Source organism: Pseudomonas sp. PS02290 (assembly GCF_029960075.1).
Lineage (GTDB): Bacteria > Pseudomonadota > Gammaproteobacteria > Pseudomonadales > Pseudomonadaceae > Aquipseudomonas.
Genome location: NZ_JASCOY010000091.1, coordinates 1 through 17,661 on the forward strand (window position 1 = coordinate 1; position 17,661 = coordinate 17,661).

At 60.9% G+C, this 17,661-nt stretch carries 13 protein-coding genes and 1 pseudogene; 9 read left to right on the plus strand and 5 right to left on the minus strand.

The window, feature by feature from the left end; translation table 11 throughout:
* Positions 1 to 279: 279 nt before the first annotated feature.
* Entirely contained in the window at positions 280 to 1,416 is a 1,137-nt protein-coding gene (gene ssuD, locus QMX88_RS24415; protein ID WP_282372822.1) for an FMNH2-dependent alkanesulfonate monooxygenase, read from the plus strand.
* Positions 1,417 to 1,562: 146 nt separating this feature from the next.
* Positions 1,563 to 2,666: a sigma-54 interaction domain-containing protein gene (locus tag QMX88_RS24420; protein ID WP_282372823.1), complete on the plus strand. Its 1,104-nt coding sequence runs from the start codon at positions 1,563 to 1,565 to the stop codon at positions 2,664 to 2,666.
* 31 nt (positions 2,667 to 2,697) lie between these two features.
* Here the strand turns inward: QMX88_RS24420 and QMX88_RS24425 are convergent, their stop codons facing one another.
* Positions 2,698 to 3,039, minus strand: coding sequence for an antibiotic biosynthesis monooxygenase (locus QMX88_RS24425; protein WP_192174230.1), 342 nt, complete (start codon positions 3,037 to 3,039; stop codon positions 2,698 to 2,700).
* A gap of 179 nt (positions 3,040 to 3,218) precedes the next feature.
* Between QMX88_RS24425 and soxR the strand changes: the two genes are divergently transcribed.
* Positions 3,219 to 3,680 (plus strand): redox-sensitive transcriptional activator SoxR, encoded by a 462-nt coding sequence (soxR, locus tag QMX88_RS24430; protein WP_192174229.1) that lies wholly within the window; start codon positions 3,219 to 3,221, stop codon positions 3,678 to 3,680.
* On the opposite strand, the gene QMX88_RS24435 is transcribed toward soxR, so the two are convergent.
* The 3 genes from QMX88_RS24435 to rlmM all read right to left on the minus strand — a co-directional run bounded on the left by QMX88_RS24435 (position 3,671) and on the right by rlmM (position 6,895).
* Complete coding sequence (locus tag QMX88_RS24435) at positions 3,671 to 4,159, minus strand: hypothetical protein (protein WP_282372824.1); 489 nt, start codon at positions 4,157 to 4,159, stop codon at positions 3,671 to 3,673. The two genes, soxR and QMX88_RS24435, sit on opposite strands and share 10 nt — an antisense overlap.
* Positions 4,160 to 4,323: 164 nt before the next feature.
* Positions 4,324 to 5,751 (minus strand): FAD/NAD(P)-binding protein, encoded by a 1,428-nt coding sequence (locus QMX88_RS24440; RefSeq protein ID WP_282372825.1) that lies wholly within the window; start codon positions 5,749 to 5,751, stop codon positions 4,324 to 4,326.
* Positions 5,752 to 5,827: 76 nt separating this feature from the next.
* A complete protein-coding gene (gene rlmM, locus QMX88_RS24445) occupies positions 5,828 to 6,895 on the minus strand; it encodes a 23S rRNA (cytidine(2498)-2'-O)-methyltransferase RlmM (protein ID WP_282372826.1) in 1,068 nt (355 codons plus the stop codon).
* A gap of 235 nt (positions 6,896 to 7,130) precedes the next feature.
* Here rlmM and acnA point away from each other — a divergent pair, with 235 nt between their 5' ends.
* The 5 genes from acnA (at position 7,131) to QMX88_RS24470 (ending at position 14,711) form a co-directional block, all read left to right on the plus strand.
* Complete coding sequence (acnA, locus tag QMX88_RS24450) at positions 7,131 to 9,872, plus strand: aconitate hydratase AcnA (RefSeq protein WP_282372827.1); 2,742 nt, start codon at positions 7,131 to 7,133, stop codon at positions 9,870 to 9,872.
* A 354-nt stretch (positions 9,873 to 10,226) separates the two neighbouring features.
* Positions 10,227 to 11,018: a CPBP family intramembrane glutamic endopeptidase gene (locus QMX88_RS24455; RefSeq protein WP_282372828.1), complete on the plus strand. Its 792-nt coding sequence runs from the start codon at positions 10,227 to 10,229 to the stop codon at positions 11,016 to 11,018.
* Positions 11,019 to 11,121: 103 nt separating this feature from the next.
* Positions 11,122 to 12,687: a methyl-accepting chemotaxis protein gene (locus tag QMX88_RS24460; protein WP_282372830.1), complete on the plus strand. Its 1,566-nt coding sequence runs from the start codon at positions 11,122 to 11,124 to the stop codon at positions 12,685 to 12,687.
* A gap of 283 nt (positions 12,688 to 12,970) precedes the next feature.
* Positions 12,971 to 13,624, plus strand: a complete 654-nt coding sequence (locus QMX88_RS24465; RefSeq protein ID WP_282372831.1) for a hypothetical protein — start codon at positions 12,971 to 12,973, stop codon at positions 13,622 to 13,624.
* 421 nt (positions 13,625 to 14,045) lie between these two features.
* Positions 14,046 to 14,711: a hypothetical protein gene (locus QMX88_RS24470; RefSeq protein ID WP_282372832.1), complete on the plus strand. Its 666-nt coding sequence runs from the start codon at positions 14,046 to 14,048 to the stop codon at positions 14,709 to 14,711.
* 76 nt (positions 14,712 to 14,787) lie between these two features.
* Here the strand turns inward: QMX88_RS24470 and QMX88_RS24475 are convergent, their stop codons facing one another.
* Positions 14,788 to 16,701, minus strand: coding sequence for an autotransporter outer membrane beta-barrel domain-containing protein (locus QMX88_RS24475; protein WP_442969492.1), 1,914 nt, complete (start codon positions 16,699 to 16,701; stop codon positions 14,788 to 14,790).
* Between the two features lie 750 nt (positions 16,702 to 17,451).
* On the opposite strand from QMX88_RS24475, the pseudogene QMX88_RS24480 reads away from it, so the two are divergent.
* Positions 17,452 to 17,661: pseudogene (locus tag QMX88_RS24480) on the plus strand (hypothetical protein); the annotation flags it as partial.

Consider the following 17,661-nt stretch of genomic DNA (forward strand, 5'->3'; position numbering starts at 1 on the left):
AGTGGGACCGGCTTCAGCCGGGAAGAGGCCAGTGTGAACACCCTCAATCCTGCGGCGTGGCGCCCGACGCCTTCCCGGCTAAAGCCGGTCCCACAACGCGCGCTCCTACAGGTGCTTCGCCACTCAAACATTCGCACTAGCCCTTTCAGATCCAAACAAACAGGGCATATCTCTAACGGTTATAAAAATATGGGATTCAGTTCTTTTACGGAATAAATCGGAGCCTTTATAACGGGTGCACTTGTCACAAGCCCACCGATTCCGCTCGAAGGATTTCTCATGGATGTTTTCTGGTTTCTACCGACACACGGCGACGGCCATTACCTGGGCACGACCAAGGGCGCGCGCCCGGTCACGCTCAATTACCTGAAGCAGGTCGCCCAGGCGGCCGATGATCTGGGTTACCACGGCGTACTGATTCCGACCGGCCGCTCCTGCGAAGACTCCTGGGTGATCGCATCGGCCCTCGTGCCGCTGACCGAGCGTTTGCGTTATCTGGTGGCGATCCGACCGGGGATCATTTCTCCGACCGTCTCCGCGCGCATGGCCGCGACGCTGGATCGTTTGTCCGGTGGACGCCTGCTGATCAACGTCGTGACCGGTGGCGACCCGGATGAAAACCGTGGCGACGGCAGCTTCCTCGATCACAGCGAGCGCTACGAAGTCACCGACGAATTCCTGAAGATCTGGCGCCGTGTGTTGCAGGGCGAAGCCGTGGACTTCGAAGGCAAGCACCTGAAAGTGCAGAACGCCAAAGCCCTGTACCCGCCGATCCAGAAGCCCTATCCGCCGCTGTATTTCGGTGGCTCCTCCGAAGCAGCCCATGAACTGGCCGCTGAGCAGGTCGACGTTTATCTCACCTGGGGCGAGCCCCCTGTCGCCGTGGCCGAGAAGCTGGCGGACGTGCGTGAGCGCGCCGCGCGCAACGGTCGCACTGTCAAGTTCGGCATCCGGCTGCACGTCATCGTCCGCGAGACCAGCGAAGAAGCCTGGAAAGCCGCGGACACCCTGATCGAGCACATCAGCGACGAAACCATCGCCGCCGCGCAGAAATCCTTCTCGCGGTTCGACTCCGAAGGCCAGCGCCGCATGGCCGCACTGCACGACGGTCGTCGCGACAACCTGGAAATCGCCCCGAACCTGTGGGCCGGCGTCGGCCTGGTACGGGGCGGTGCGGGCACGGCGCTGGTGGGCAATCCCCAGGAAGTCGCCGCGCGGATCAAGGAATACGCAGACCTGGGCATCGAAAGCTTCATCTTCTCCGGCTACCCGCATCTGGAAGAAGCCTATCGCTTCGCCGAGCTGGTGTTCCCGCTGTTGCCCGAGCCGTATCGGAGCCTGGCAGGCCGCGGCATCACCAACCTCACCGGCCCGTTCGGCGAGATGATTGCCAACGACTTGCCGCCGCAGAAGTAAGTTTCACCGCCCCCCCTGGAAAACAACCGCCTGCTGCGCGCCCGCGCAGCATGTGGGAAGCGGTTGATCTGCCAGCGCGACAACGGCCATCGCGACAAGGAGTCCTCATGACAGCCAGCTTACCGTTCCAACCACAAGTGACCCCCATGCAGCTATTGACCCTACCGCCCTCGCCGGCTCTGGCCACTTCCATTCGCGCCACCGCGCAGGTGTTCGAGGACCCGAGGTCCCAGGCGCTGCTGGCCCACATTGAACAAGTCGCGCCCAGCGATGCCAGCGTGCTGATCATGGGCGAAACCGGCACCGGCAAAGAGCTGGTGGCGCGCCACATTCACAACCTGAGCAGCCGTCGCCACCAGCCGTTCGTAGCCGTCAACTGCGGTGCGTTTTCAGAATCGCTGGTGGAAGCCGAGCTGTTCGGCCAGGAAAAAGGCGCGTTCACCGGCGCCCTCACCGCCAAGGCCGGCTGGTTCGAAGAAGCCAACGGCGGCACGCTGTTTCTCGACGAAATCGGCGATCTGCCCCTGGCGATTCAGGTCAAACTGCTGCGCGTCCTGCAGGAGCGCGAAGTGGTGCGGCTGGGTTCGCGCAAAAGCACGCCGATCAACGTGCGGGTGCTGGCCGCTACCAACGTGCAACTGGAACGCGCCATCAACGCCGGGCATTTTCGCGAAGACCTGTTCTACCGCCTGAATGTCGTCAATCTGGAGCTGAGCACCCTGCGCGAACGGCCGGGGGACATCATGCCGCTGAGCCGGCACTTCATCGACGTCTACAGCCAGCGTCTGGGTTGCGGACCGATTCAGATCAGCGCGGATGCCGAGCACAAGCTGCGCACCTACGGCTGGCCGGGGAATATCCGCGAGCTGGAAAACGTCATTCACCACACCCTGCTGATCTGCCGCAACGGCGTGATTCAGTCGAGCGACCTGCGCCTGTCGAACCTGCGCCTTGAACGCCAGGAAGACTCAGCCCCCGCCGTCGACGATTCCACCGACGCCCTGCTGGCCCGGGCGTTCCAGCGTCTGTTCGAGGAGCAGGCCGGCGCGCTGCACGAGAAGGTCGAAGACGCCCTGTTGCGCGCGGCCTATCGCTTCAGCCACTACAACCAGGTGCACACCGCGCAATTGCTGGGGTTGAGCCGCAACGTCGTGCGCGCGCGGCTGATCAAGATTGGCGAACTGGCCGTCAACAAGCGCCGTCCCGGTGAACAGACCCAGGGTGAGCAGATGCTGCATTTATCGGTGTGATCCCACAGCGATGCAACCTGTAGGACTGCGCTCACCCCTGACGCGGTCCTACGATTTCCCCCGCCACTTCGTACGCGTTGAAGATCATCGACGTGGCACGGTGTCGACGGATCAACTCCCACATGTCCCCTTCGCCCTGCTCGGCGTTTTCGAACGCACGCTCGCAGTCGGTCTTCGACAGCCATTGCACATGGCTCAGCACCCGCTGACGGTCTTCGCTGACCTGCACGCTGGCGCGGACGAAGCCTGGGTAGGTCCGCGTAAACTGCTCGAAACGCTCGTTGAGCGCACCGACCAGCCCGGCCTGATGCTGCGGGTCGACAGCGAACTCAACGAACTGACTGTACGGAAGATGGGCGGCTGCTGGTGTCATGAACGTTCTCCACAGATGACGGTTGTTGCTAAACAGGATGCTGCGCGAACCGGTATGGCCCCCTACGTTTCTTGCGCCGGTGCCCCACTTGCCAAGGCGGTCCGGCCAAGGGATGCTGCGCAGGATAAAACCTCCAGTTAACTGGAGGTCAAGCGTCGTTCGGCACACAGGAAGATTGCATGCTTACCCAGGACATCCCGCCCATCGCCCGGGAACTCACCGTCGGCCAGCTGTCCGCCCGCAGCGGCGTGGCCATCACCGCGCTGCGCTTTTACGAGGCCAAAGGCCTGATCAGCAGCCAGCGCAACGCCGGCAATCAGCGTCGCTACCCCAGGGACGTGCTGCGTCGGGTGGCCCTGATCAAAACCGCCCAGCGCCTGGGCATTCCGCTGGCGACGATCCAGACCGCGCTGCAGACCCTGCCCCAGGACCGACCGCCCAGCCTTGACGACTGGACCCGGTTATCCGAGCGCTGGAAAACCGATCTGGATGAACGCATCAACCGCCTCACCGCCCTGCGCGACCAACTCAATGGCTGCATCGGCTGCGGCTGCCTGTCGATGGAGGCCTGCCCGCTGCGCAACTTCGGCGACAGCCTGAGCGAGCAAGGCGCCGGGCCGCGCCTGCTGGATCAGGATTGAAGATTCTGCGGACTGACCAGGGTGCCGGCCAACGTCTGGTCCGCCAGTGACAGATGCATCTGCTGCATCGCTTGATTGAGCTGATTGGTGGCCTGAATGAGCGAGTTGGTCATGGCCATGATTTCCATCTGCAACTGGCGCATTTTGCCCTCCCGGGCGCGGGGCGAGAGCGACCGGTCGCTCATGAACGCATGCATGTCCTGCATGCGTTTGGCAATGCGCTCCTGAATCGAGCGGATCAGCTTGAGCTGCTCCTTGATCCGGTCAGGCAAGTGGGTGGCGTCGATGTCGGCGTTCTTGTCACCCTTCTTCGCCACCTTCTGCGCGTCCGGCGAGAGCAGCACTTCGATGCCCTGGGGCACCTGCTCGGCGGCGCTGGCGGTCTGACTTGCGTCGTCGGCGGCTGTAGAAGTGGACGCGACGGAGGGCGGCAGCAGCAGTGCTGCCTCCGCAGGATTTCTGAAACTCAAGCTCAACATGAACGATGGCCTCCATAGCCCTGTGCACTCGCTGACGTCCCTGTCGCCTCTTGATGAAAAGCGGGCGGTCTTACCGGGTCGATAACGGGCTTTCGGCTCGTTCGGAGCGTGCTTTAGGAGGGGCTGCGGAAAGTGTGTCGTGGTCGACACAATTTCCTGCGGCTTCACGACGGTACGGTGCTCAACGCCGCCAATCGTGCCGCCAGCGCTTTGGCCTGCAACGCCACGTCGGTCACGGCGGTGCTTTCCCACCACAGACCACGCAAGGGCGGGCCCATGGCATAAAGCCGCGTTGAGGCACGCCCTTCGGCGTCCATGACCGCGCCCCCCGCATCGGCGGCAATGCCCAGCGCCAGCGGCCCCGGCTGAATCAGGCCGCGCGCCAGCAGATTGCGCGGGAGGGCACGGTCGACCCGGCGCCAGTCGTATTGAATGCCGGTCGAGTTAATCAGCGCTGCGCCGCTCTCTTTGCTGGCCGTGTCCTGGCCGCGATAGCGAACGCTGATGGAGACCTGTCCGGCCTCGGCGCCCTCAACGCTGAGCAACGACGCGGCGTGGATGTGCAGGCGCCCTTCGTCGATCAGCCGGTCCAGCAAGTGCGCGCTGGGCGGCGGCGAGCGGTGGTGATGGCTTTCCCACCACGGACGGACATGGCGTACGAATTGGCGGCGCTGCAGGTGAGACGCCTGACTCCACAGCCGTGGAATATGCACGCGCACGGTGTCGAGCGGCGCCTGCCAGTCGATGCCCTGCTCCGCCGCTTGCGCGCACTGCTCGCGCAAGGCCCTGACCAGTTGCCGGGTACTGCGAATGTTCGGGTCGGCGGCGAGGAAGTCCGGCCATGTCGGAGGCTGACGGCGCACATGGGGCAGCAGGCCGTGGCGGGAAAACACGTCGATGGGCCCACGGTGACCGGCTTGCTCCAGGGACACCACGGCGTCGACCATGGTCAGCCCCGAGCCGATGATCAGCACGCGGCCCTGAGTGTCGAGCTGGCCCATGGCGTTGACGTCCCACGGATCAACAGCGGCGGCATTAAGGGCATTTGAATCGCGCTGGGGCGTGCGCGCGGCGGCGAACATGCCCGTCGCCAGTACGCCGAAGCGACCGGTGAGGTGCTCACCGTTGGCGAGGGTCAGGCGTATGCCGGCTGCGTCAGTCTGCAGGTCGGTGACTTCGCCGCGCACGTGCTCGACGGTCGAACCGCAGCGCTCGCCGATCACCCGGGCCTCGGCCAGGCGCTGCTGGACGTACAGACCGAAAATCCCGCGGGGCGGAAACAGCTCGGCCACCGGCACGTGCTGCTGATCAGACTCCGGCCAGCCGCCGGCGGCGATGTAGTCGGTCAGCCAGCGGGTCAGATCGTCGACGTCGTCCGGGTCGACGCTCATGCGCGCGGCGTTGCCATTCAGCGTGTGGCCCAGCTCGGTCGCGCTGTATGCCTCACCCCGGCCCAACTCGCTTCGTGACTCGACGATGACGATGCGCCGTTGCCCCGGCAGGCGCAGCAGCTGCACCGCCAGCATCGTGCCGCTGAGGCCACCGCCGACGATGAGGATGTCGGCATCAGGTCCATTGTGTTCAGCGCTCATTGCATCTCCCCTTCTCTTCGCCCCGCAGGCGCGCACCGCTGATTATGGACAGCGTGGCAGCGGATTCAAACCGACGTCAGCCCTTGCGTTTCATGTCCAGCCGCCGCAGATGGCAGGTCACTTCTTCGCGGTCGTGGTACAGCTGTTTGCAACCAATCGAGACCTTGACGCCGCGCGCCTTGAAGCCGTCTTCGATGCGCTCCAGCAAACGCCGCACTTCGGCATAGCGCTGTTTCATCGGCAACTTCAGATTGACCACCGCTTCGCGGCACAAGCCCTCGCCCAGCCAGGTTTCCAGCAGCGCGGCGTTGCGTGCGGGCTTCTCGACGATGTCGCAGACCATCCAGTCCACCGGCTGACGCGGCTTGAAGGTAAAGCCGTCTGCCATCAAGTGCTGGACCAGTCCGGTGTCCATCAGGCTTTCGGCCATCGGTCCGTTATCGATGGCGGTGACCAGCATGCCGCGCCGCACCAGTTGATAGGTCCAGCCACCGGGGGCTGCACCGAGGTCGACGCCGGTCATGTCGCCCGACAGACGCTCGTCCCACTGATCCCGGGGGATGAAGTGGTGCCAGGCCTCTTCCAGCTTGAGGGTGGAGCGGCTCGGCGCTTCCCGGGGAAATTTCAGGCGTGGAATGCCCATGGGCCACATCGCTGAATTATCTGCGTCGGCCAGCCCGAGGAACACTTCGCGCCCGCTTTTGAACGTCAGCAGCAAACGCGGCAGGCTCGGGTTGTCGACCAGTTTGCCGGCCTTCTCCAGCGCCTTGCGCAACGGTGCTTCGAACTTGCGGCAGAAGGTCGAGAGCTCCTTGCCGTCGTTGGTGTCGACCACTTCCAGCCACAGGCTGCCATACGGCGCAAAGCCGGCCATGTGCTCGAGGATTACGCTGATGCGGTCGGTTTCGGGAAGCTGGACAAACACGCCACGGGCCCACTGCCGGGGGAAAATCAGCTCGCGGAACTTCAGGCTATTCATCAGCCGTTCCGCGCCATCGGCCTCGGTGCAGATGAATTCGGCACAGGCGGCGTCAGTCTTGGCCTTGGCGTAGCCGGACACCTCAAGGCGAGCGGCGTGCTCGCTGAGTTCCGAGCAGACCTCGCTTTCGAAGCCGGGGCGGCAATGCATGAAAAGGGTGTTCACGGGACGGTCTCCTCGCGCGCCACGAATCGGGTCGCGGCGCAAGCTGTACATGAGGACTAACCTCAATGACTCGAAAGCGGCGCATGATAGCCGAATCAGGAACCACTGGCTTAGCCGGTGGGTCCAGTACTACTCAATGAACATTCAAAGGCGCCGCCCAGAGCGCCGAAGCAAGACCCGTCTTACCGTCGATCGCCCGTCCGCGCGTACTGCACGGACCGTCAAGGAGTCAGTCATGCCCTCCCTCGATAGCCTGAAAAGCCTCAAAACCCTCGAAGTCAGCAACAAGACCTACCACTACTTCAGCCTCCCGGATGCCGCGCGCACGCTGGGCGATCTCGACAAACTGCCGATGTCGCTCAAGGTGCTGCTGGAAAACCTGCTGCGCTGGGAAGACAACCACACGGTGACCGGCGACGACCTCAAGGCCCTCGCCGACTGGCTGGTGGAGCGCAAATCCCATCGGGAAATCCAGTACCGCCCCGCGCGCGTGCTGATGCAGGATTTCACCGGCGTGCCGGCGGTGGTTGACCTCGCCGCCATGCGCGCCGCCGTAGCCAAGGCCGGTGGCGATCCGCAGCGCATCAACCCGCTGTCGCCGGTGGATCTGGTCATCGACCACTCGGTCATGGTTGACCGCTTCGGCGACGACAAGGCCTTCGGCGAGAACGTCGACATCGAGATGCAGCGCAACGGCGAGCGCTATGCGTTCCTGCGCTGGGGCCAGAATGCGTTCGATAACTTCAGCGTGGTGCCGCCGGGCACCGGGATCTGCCACCAGGTCAACCTGGAATACCTTGGCCGCACCGTGTGGACCAAGGAAGAAGACGGCCGCACCTACGCCTTCCCGGATACGCTGGTCGGTACCGACTCCCACACCACGATGATCAACGGCCTCGGCGTACTCGGCTGGGGCGTCGGCGGCATCGAAGCGGAAGCGGCCATGCTCGGCCAGCCGGTGTCGATGCTGATTCCGGAAGTCATCGGCTTCAAGCTCACCGGCAAACTGCGCGAAGGCATCACCGCCACTGACCTGGTGCTGACCGTGACGCAAATGCTGCGCAAGAAAGGCGTGGTCGGTAAGTTCGTCGAATTCTATGGCGATGGCCTGGCGGACCTGCCGCTGGCGGACCGGGCCACCATCGCCAACATGGCCCCGGAATACGGCGCGACGTGTGGGTTCTTCCCGGTCGACGACGTCACGCTGGATTACCTGCGCCTGTCGGGGCGTCCGGACGAAACGGTGCAATTGGTTGAGGCCTATTGCAAGGCCCAGGGCCTGTGGCGCCTGCCCGGTCAGGAACCGGCGTTCACCGATGCGCTGGAGCTGGACATGGGTTCCGTCGTGGCCAGCCTTGCGGGGCCAAAACGTCCGCAAGACCGCGTCGCCCTTCCCGATGTGTCCAAGGCCTTCAGCGACTTCCTGGGCCTGGCGGTCAGCCCGAGCAAACACGAAGAAGGCCGACTGGAAAGCGAAGGCGGCGGTGGTGTCGCGGTGGGCAATGCGGCACAGGTGGGCGAGGCTGAGTATGAATACAACGGCCAGACCTATCGCCTGAAGAACGGTGCGGTGGTCATCGCGGCGATCACGTCCTGCACCAACACCTCCAACCCCAGCGTGATGATGGCGGCAGGGCTGCTGGCGAAAAAAGCTGTGCAAAAAGGTTTGACGCGCAAACCCTGGGTGAAGAGCTCGCTGGCGCCCGGCTCGAAGGTGGTGACCGACTACTACAACGCGGCTGGTCTCACCCAGTATCTCGATCAGTTGGGCTTCGACCTGGTGGGTTACGGCTGTACCACCTGCATCGGCAACTCAGGGCCGCTTCCTGACCCGATTGAAAAAGCCATTCAGCAGTCGGACCTGACCGTCGCGTCGGTGCTCTCGGGCAACCGCAATTTCGAGGGCCGCGTGCACCCGCTGGTGAAAACCAACTGGCTGGCCTCGCCGCCGCTGGTGGTCGCTTACGCCTTGGCCGGCACCGTGCGCACCGACCTGAGCAGCGAACCCCTGGGCGAAGGCAGCGACGGCCAGCCGGTGTACCTGCGTGACATCTGGCCGACCCAGCAGGAAATCGCCGACGCGGTCATGAACGTCAGCACCGGCATGTTCCACAAGGAATACGCCGAGGTGTTTGCCGGTGACGAGCAGTGGCAGGCCATCGAGGTGCCCGAGGCGGCGACCTACGTCTGGCAGGCGGACTCGACCTACATTCAGCACCCGCCGTTTTTCGAGGACGTCGCCGGCCCGCTGCCAGTCATCGCCGACGTGCAGCAGGCTCGCGTGCTGGCGGTACTGGGCGACTCGGTGACCACTGACCACATTTCCCCCGCCGGCAACATCAAGCTCGATAGCCCGGCCGGGCGTTATCTGCGCAGCAAGGGCGTGGAATACAAGGACTTCAACTCCTACGGCTCGCGGCGCGGCAACCATGAAGTGATGATGCGCGGCACCTTCGCCAACATCCGCATTCGCAACGAAATGCTCGGCGGCGAAGAGGGCGGCTACACGCTGCACGTGCCCACCGACGAGAAGCTGCCGATCTATGACGCGGCCATGCGTTATCAGGAAGAAGGCACGCCGCTGGTGGTCATTGCCGGTCAGGAATACGGCACGGGCTCCAGTCGCGACTGGGCGGCGAAAGGCACGAATCTGCTGGGCGTCAAGGCGGTCATCGCCGAGAGCTTCGAGCGCATCCACCGTTCCAACCTGGTCGGCATGCGCGTCCTGCCGCTGCAGTTCAAGGCGGGCGAAAGCCGCAAAACCCTGGGCCTGACCGGCAAGGAAGTGCTGAACATCATCGGGCTCACCGGCGCCACGCTGCAACCGGGCATGAGCCTGGCGGTGCAGATCACCGGGGAGGACGGGCAGCAGGAAACCATCAACGTGCTGTGCCGGATCGATACCCTGAATGAAGTGGAATACTTCAAGGCGGGAGGGATTCTGCATTACGTGTTGCGGCAGCTGATTGCTTCCTGAGCCTCATCCCGTCTGAAGCCGGTCTCGCTGTGAGTGGGACTGGCTTTAGCCGGGAAGGCGTAAGATGCCACAACGCAATATCAATGGCGCTCAAACCGGCCTCTTCCCGGCTGAAGCCGGTCCTACGGGCACATCGCGTGCTGTTAGTGGGACCGGCTTTAGCCGGGAAGGCGTCGTCTGCCTCACCGCAAATTGCCAGCGTCTAACCCAAATCCCTCGTCATCAGAAACGCCCTACACGACCTCCGCCCTGCATCCACGAAACAATCGGACCCGCTCCCCGTTGATCCGACATACACACGCGTTTAATCAACGTTAAAATCGCCAGCCTATTCCGACGCTCAAGGACGACTTCATGTCGGTGCAACGCTGGACTTCCCTCCTTCTGCTCTCTCTCGGCTACTGCCTGGCGCTGCTCTACGGCCAGCTCAGCGTTCCCGTGGTCATCACGTTCGGACTGCTGATCATGGCCGGCATCTGCGTCAGCCATTTCCAGCACCGCGCCGTGCGCCTCTTCGGCCACGCCCTGCTTATTGCCATGGCAGCGGGGCTGGCCAGTCACTGGCTGCCCGGTTTCCTCAGCGCAAGGGCGATTGCCGGCGTGCGCCTCAGCCCCGAGGCCGCGCCGTATTCGATGTACCTGAATCTCGACAAGCCCCTTATTGGCTTCTGGATCGCCATCGCCTGCCCCTGGGTGTTTATCGCGTTCAGTCCCCGACGCTGGCTGGGCGTCACCAGCATCGCCTTGCCCGTCACCGCAGCAGCGTGTTTATCAACGGCGCTGCTGCTGGGCCTCGTCGGCTGGTCGCCCAAGTGGCCCGAGCAAACAGGCATCTGGGCGCTGAACAACCTGCTGTTGGTCGCGCTGACCGAGGAACTGCTCTTTCGCGGTTACCTGCAAGGCGGCCTGAAAAGATGGCTGCAACACTTGCCCTGCCACGACGCCCTGGCCATCGGGACAGCCTCGCTGCTGTTCGGTCTTGCGCACATCGGTGCTGGCTGGGAATGGGCGCTTCTGGCGGGCCTCGCAGGCGTGGGTTACGGCGTGGCTTATCGACTGGGCGGCCTGCCCGCTGCGGTCCTCACCCATTTCGGTCTGAACCTGCTGCATTTCAGCCTGTTCACCTATCCGATGTTCGATCGCTGAAGCGACCGCCCGCGACACCCAACCTATGACGCAGTTCACAAAAGCTTAATTTTTTTCGCTTCGGGCCGATAACCCTTCACAGCCTTCCTGGATCGAATAGCTCATGCGAAATAACCAGCCCATCACTCAACGCGAACGGACCTTCCCGGCGCAGCAACGGTTGATCTCCACCACCGATGCGCGCGGCGTCATCACCTATTGCAACGACGCCTTCATTGAAATCAGCGGTTTTTCCCAAGATGAATTGATCAAATCGCCGCACAACACCGTGCGCCATCCGGACGTGCCGACAGCGGTATTCGAACACATGTGGGCCACCCTCAAGCAGGGCCAGCCGTGGATGGGGATCGTCAAGAACCGCTGCAAGAACGGCGACCACTATTGGGTCAACGCTTACGTCACGCCAGTCTTCGAGAACAAACAGGTCGTGGGCTTCGAGTCCGTGCGTATCAAGCCGACCGCTGAACAGGTGCGTCGCGCCGAATCGCTCTACAAACGTCTGAACAGCGGCAAAAGCGCGGTGCCAAGCCGTGACAAGTGGCTGCCGCTGTTGCAGGACTGGCTGCCGTTCATCCTGGTGAGCCAGGTGAGTTTTTTGATTGGCGTGTGGCTGAATTCCCATTGGGGCTTCCTGCTCGCCGCCGCAGTGTCCGTACCGCTTGGCCTGCTGGGGTTGAGCTGGCAACAGCGTGGCCTCAAGCGCCTGCTGCGTCTGGCCGAGCAAACCACCTCCGACCCGTTGATCGCGCAGATGTACACCGACAGTCGCGGCGCACAGGCGCGGCTGGAGATGTCGATCCTCAGCCAGGAAGCGCGTCTCAAGACCTGCCTCACCCGCCTGCAGGACACCGCCGAACACCTCAACGACCAGGCCCGTCAGTCCGACACCCTCGCGCAGGCCAGCTCCACCGGCCTGGAACGTCAGCGCGTGGAAACCGAACAGGTCGCCACCGCCGTCAACCAGATGGCCGCGACCACCCAGGAAGTGGCCAATCACGTGCAGCGCACCGCTGACGCCACGCAACAGGCCAACGAACTGACCCGTCGCGGCCGCGAGATCGCCAGCGACACCCGCGAAGCCATCCAGCGCCTGTCGGCCTCAGTGGGCGAAACAGGCCTGACCGTGACCCAGCTCGCGAAAGACAGCGACGAGATTGGTGGCGTTGTCGATGTCATCAAAGGGATCGCCGACCAGACCAACCTGCTGGCGTTGAACGCGGCCATCGAAGCCGCCCGCGCGGGCGAAATGGGTCGCGGCTTTGCTGTCGTCGCCGATGAAGTCCGCCAACTGGCGCAACGCACCACCGAGTCGACCGGCCAGATCCATGCCCTCATCGCCCAGCTGCAACAGACGGCTACCAACGCGGTTCAGACCATGAACACAGGCCGGCGCCAGGCCGAAGAAGGCGTCGAGCAGGTCATGGAAGCCGACAGGGCGTTGGTAGGTATCAGCGACGCAGTGGCCAACATCACCGACATGACCACGCAGATCGCCGCCGCCACCGAAGAGCAAAGCTCGGTGGCAGAAGAGGTCAGCCGCAATATCAGCACCATCGCGCACCTGGCGGACCAGACCTCTGACGAAGCCCGTCGCTCTGCCACGCTCAGTGCCGAACTGACCCAAACTGCTCACACGCAATACTCCTTAGTGGAACGCTTTAACCGCTGAGTGTCAGTGGGTTATGCGAAGGCCCCGGCAGATTGTCTGCCGGGGCCTTTTTGTTTGTGTTGGGGTTTAAGTAGGGCATTTCTGAAAATCATTTGGGGAAGCTTTTTTTGGTTTGGAGCAGGGGTTTGGCTGTTGACAGGATTTGTAGAACTCTATTAGTTGATTGTTGAAAGACGATAAATAGTTACCACCTCGGGTGGAGTATTTGTTGATCTGGACAATCAATTTAATGCGCACTCTTTCTGCGGATGAAAGTGGAGGGGTGTGCTTGATGGAGAAACTTATGAATGAGCAATTTCCTTTCAGCGCCCCGCTGGTCACCAAAGCGAGCCCTATCGACGGCCTCTTACAAATCGTGGATTTAACTCAACCCATCCCCGTTGAAATCATCATTTGGAATGGAGCGCGTCCAGGCTATATTGTTCAACTACGACTTGATGGAGATCCGATTGGAGTCCCGATGGTCGTAGGCGAACAGCAGCCTGGAGAAATGGTACAACTTGAGCTAAGTCAACATCTGCTATGTGAAAGTCGCAGTTATTCCCTCAGCTATCAGGCTACAAATAATATCAATGGCGTGACTCGCGAATCTCCTGCAGCAGCGCTAAAGGTCGACCGCACCAAACCCGGCGCCACCCTCCTCGCTCCCCTCATCTTCCCCACCGCCACCTTCGGCGATCAACTCATTGGCCTCCTCCCTGGCTACGCCGGCATGGAACCGGGCGATGTCATCCAGACATTACTCAACGGCGTTGAAGGCCCGTCCCATCTGGTCGAGACGGATGAGCTCACCCTCCGGCCCGTCGAAATCGCTTTCAGCCGCGAAGACCTGCTAACCCATGCAGCCGAAACCGTGTCCATCGAGTACGTCGTCACCGACCGGGCCGGGAATGCATCCATCACCAGCCTGCCGACCCTGGTTTCACTTAAATTGTAACCAGCTTTTCCGCTATTCAACTGAATACCAAAAGTAACCACCTCCACGCTAATGCGTGGAGGTTTTGTCAACAAAATCGCCAGCGAAAAATAATTTAAATTATTTTTTGGCATCTCGATTCCACAGAACCTACATCTCCGTAGGAAGCGTCTGATGGACTATCAAAATTTTATAGACTACGCGCGATACATAATTATTTAAATCGCTCAAAAACACCGTGAAAAGCGCCGAATTCACATATCAAAAATATATTCAACCACGAATTTTTTTCGGAGAAGCCATGCAATCCCATGCACTTCGCTTGTTTGACAGTCCTATTTTTCGAATCGATCATAGGCATGTGCAGCGCCGCAGTCCTACAAGCAAGCGCCAACACCCAATCCTGTAATCCTCGCACTAGCGATCTGATCAAGGAGTTCCAATGGAAGATGAAACGGATATCCAGCCGCCACCCCACTCGCAGCCGAATGAGTCCGATAACGATAACAAGGTAACACTGCCTAACCCGAGAACTACCCGCAGGAAGAAAGGCAAATCACCCGACAAGAGTTCCATCCCGCTCTACGAAGATCTGCAGGCAATACCGCCCGCGGGCAAGAGTGCGGCTGAACAGGCGTTGGTCTACGCCGGCCAGCTTCAGAATGCCCCGGGATTTCCCTGGCATCACGAGATGAAGCACCCGCCTCCGGCGCCGGTATTCGAAGCGCCTTTCATCACCGGTGCCGACCCCGAAGGCCCGACCGACGCACAGCTGCACGTGGGCATCTACATCAATATCCCGCGCTCACCGAAGCTGTGGTTCGGGGATCACCTGAAGCTGCGCTGGGGCCACAACACCTTCTACACCACCATCGGCAAGGTAGAAGGCCGCAAAGGCCCTCGCCTGGTTCAGTACCTCAACAATGAAACCCTGGCGGACTACGAAAGCGGATGCGTCGAGGTGCGCTATGAAGTGGTACGGCGCGCCAAGCTCGTCGGCATTTCGGAAACGCTGACCGTCAACTTGCCGCGCCTGAGGAAGCGACGCGGCAAAGGCTCGCCTCCGGGCCGTCCACCGCGACGGCGCCGGATGCAGCCAAAACCCTAAGCCCACGTAAAAAAGCCCCGACTGCATCGCTGCAGCCGGGGCTTCAAAACCGCGTTTCAACTAGCTGACGCGCGCGTCAGAACGCCAGACGCACGCCCACGTTCGCACCCCAAGGCTGCTCGACATGCTCACCCTTCATGTAATCGAAATCAGCGTGCACCTGAAGTCGCTCGGACAGCGACACCGAAACGCCGGCGCCCAGTTCCGCCCGGGAGCCAAACAGATCGTTGTCGAAACGCTGACCGTTCACGCTGACGTCATTACTGCGGGAGAACTCGTGGGCCCACGCCACCCGTGCGTACGGTTTGACAACGCCGCCGTCCTTCAGGGCGAAGCTGCGTCCCACGGTACTGCCGACTTTACCCAGCACCGACTGCGTCTGGGTGGTTCTGGCCTGCATGCCGTTGTCCAGCGTGTAACTGCTGCCATCGATCCAGACGCTGGACAGCTGCGCAAAAGGCTCCACGAAATACTCATCGGCCAGCTTTATATGCTTACCGACTTCCAGCGACCCGCCCAACGCCTTGCTGCTGTAGTCGCCCTTGGCCTTGGTGCCATCGCTCATCGCTACTTTGGACTCGTTATGGAACTGGTTGAGTTTCAGCACGCCGTCCAGGTAATAACCGCCCTCCGACAACCACGTGCCATACGCGCCCATGTAGTAGCTGTCGACCTGGCCCGAAGTGCCTCGGCCGATGTCCAGATCCGACTTGCTGTAACCCCCCATCAAACCGAGCAACAGCTGACCGTTGCCCACCGGCACCGGCGCATCCGCACCGAAAGACAGCCCCTGCTGCTTCTGGCTGTAGTCAACGCCGGAATCCAGCGCCGCATTGAAGCGACTGCCATACGTCCGCATCCAGCCGCCGCCCTGCTCCTGGCCACGCACTTCACCCATGCGACTGCGCAACGTCGTCAACTCGCTGTTCCACACTGTCGGTGCTGTGTTGAACAACGCCAGCGCACTTTTCGTGGACGGGCTGATCTCCTTGCCGGACCCGACGATGAACCAGTCCGTCCCCTGTCGCTCAAGCTCGTAGGAATACACCCCAAGATCCGCCCGACCGCCCACCAGCCCGAACTCGGCATCCCCGCCTTCGGTGTGAACCACCCGCAGCGGATCGAACTCGGCAGGGACGGCTTCGGTGCCAGTGTTCTGAACACGCAGACGATGCCTACCCGAGGCTTCCCCATTCACGTTGAGCAAATCACCGGTGCCGTCGTCCAGGTTGATACGCATATCGAACAGCCCGGAGCCGGACAGCTTGCTCAGCGAAAGCGAATGAAAGCCGTCTCCGGTGAAGCCGACACTGCCGCCATCCATCGCAAGCGAGTTAACGCCGTTATCCGCCGCAAGCTGCCAGCGGCCATTGGAATCGATGGTTACGGAATTGCCATTGACGATATTCCCGTTCAACTGCCCGTGATTGCGCAGCACCACATTGAAGGTGCTGGTGTCGTCGGCGACGAAATCACCGGAGAGGGTGCTGTTGATCACTTTGACGTTCGCGGTGCTTTCTTGATTGACATCAATCAGAACACCGTTGCCTGCCTCCAATTTCGCATTATCAGCGATGAGGATATCCGCAGTGGTCTTGTCAGCGGCCGTTTCCGACCGCCTTGTCACCTCGATCGCGGAGCCCGTTTGCGCCGTAATTGTGGACGCATTGATTTCCAAAAGATTGGTCTGACTCACGAGACCGTGCGTTCCGTTGATTACATTAACTCCGCTGTCCTCTCCGATCACATGGCTGCCTTCAAGCACATGTGCGACGCCACCCGACAACTTCAAGCCCCCGTTTCCGGCCAAGGATGCTGAAGTGCCTAAGCCTTCAACCTGCGTGGACTTCAACCAGATTTCACCCATGGCAGACACCATGATCCCGTAGCCGGCTCCTTTAATTGTGCTACCTGAAACATGGGCGGTGGAAAGCGTGGTTGGATCTTTTACATTCATGATGAGCTCTAGAGCCGCGCGATCGCTCCGCATGACGCTTGCATCATTTATGTTGGCTTGACCACCAAAAATCTCTACACCTCCTTTAACCTCCCCATCTTGAACGTTCAAGGTTGACTTATCTACACCCACCCAGTCAGCAACTCCGCCCGGAAGAATATTGATGACACCATCATTGATCACGCTATAGCTGGCGAGGCCGCTCGATGCGCCCACGGTTTGGATGACCCCGTCCACCACCGTGACTTCTCGTTTTACACCTGCGACTTCAAGCAGGGTTTTCCTGACACCCGCAGCGATCGGGCCTGTTGTTAGTAACAGTTCGCTTGCATGTACCGAATTTAGACTCACAACCGGACCCATAAGCCCCACCGAGAGTGCGAGCAAACTACATCTGAAACTTACCAAGCTTTGTACTGCTGACACGAGACTTCCTCCAAATCATGAAGCCTGAAGTCTGCGGATTGTAGATAGGGCTAGAAAAAAATTTAAAAAAATATTGTGTAGGATTTTTCCCAAATATTTGAGCTACACGTCCTACGTTAAAAAACCGAAAGGGCTTATGTTTAGGGCATGACGCTCAAGAAAGCGGCATGACCTTTTTAACAGTGGTTTGGATACGTCCTACATAGAGGCCTTTAGTCCTACGAGGGCGGGTCAAAGTCTACGTTGCCACCCGGTGATTTTTAGTATTAGTTAGATTGGGAACTAGGGAAATCCAGTTCAACGACATGCGATCCGAACCATGTCGGAAATCGCAAATAAGAACTACGAGGAAATTTTATGAATAATGTAAAACAGACACCCACCATCATTTCCACCCGATCCGGCCGCGCGCCAGTTTCAATCGAAGCGCCAGACATTGCAGTCGCGTTTCACGATCAAGACGACTTTGGATTAATCCCAGTTACAGCACTTGATAGCCCAATCACTGTTGACTTGAAGGTCTGGGAGGGTGCAGAGGCAGGCTATAAATATCAGCTTCTATGGGAC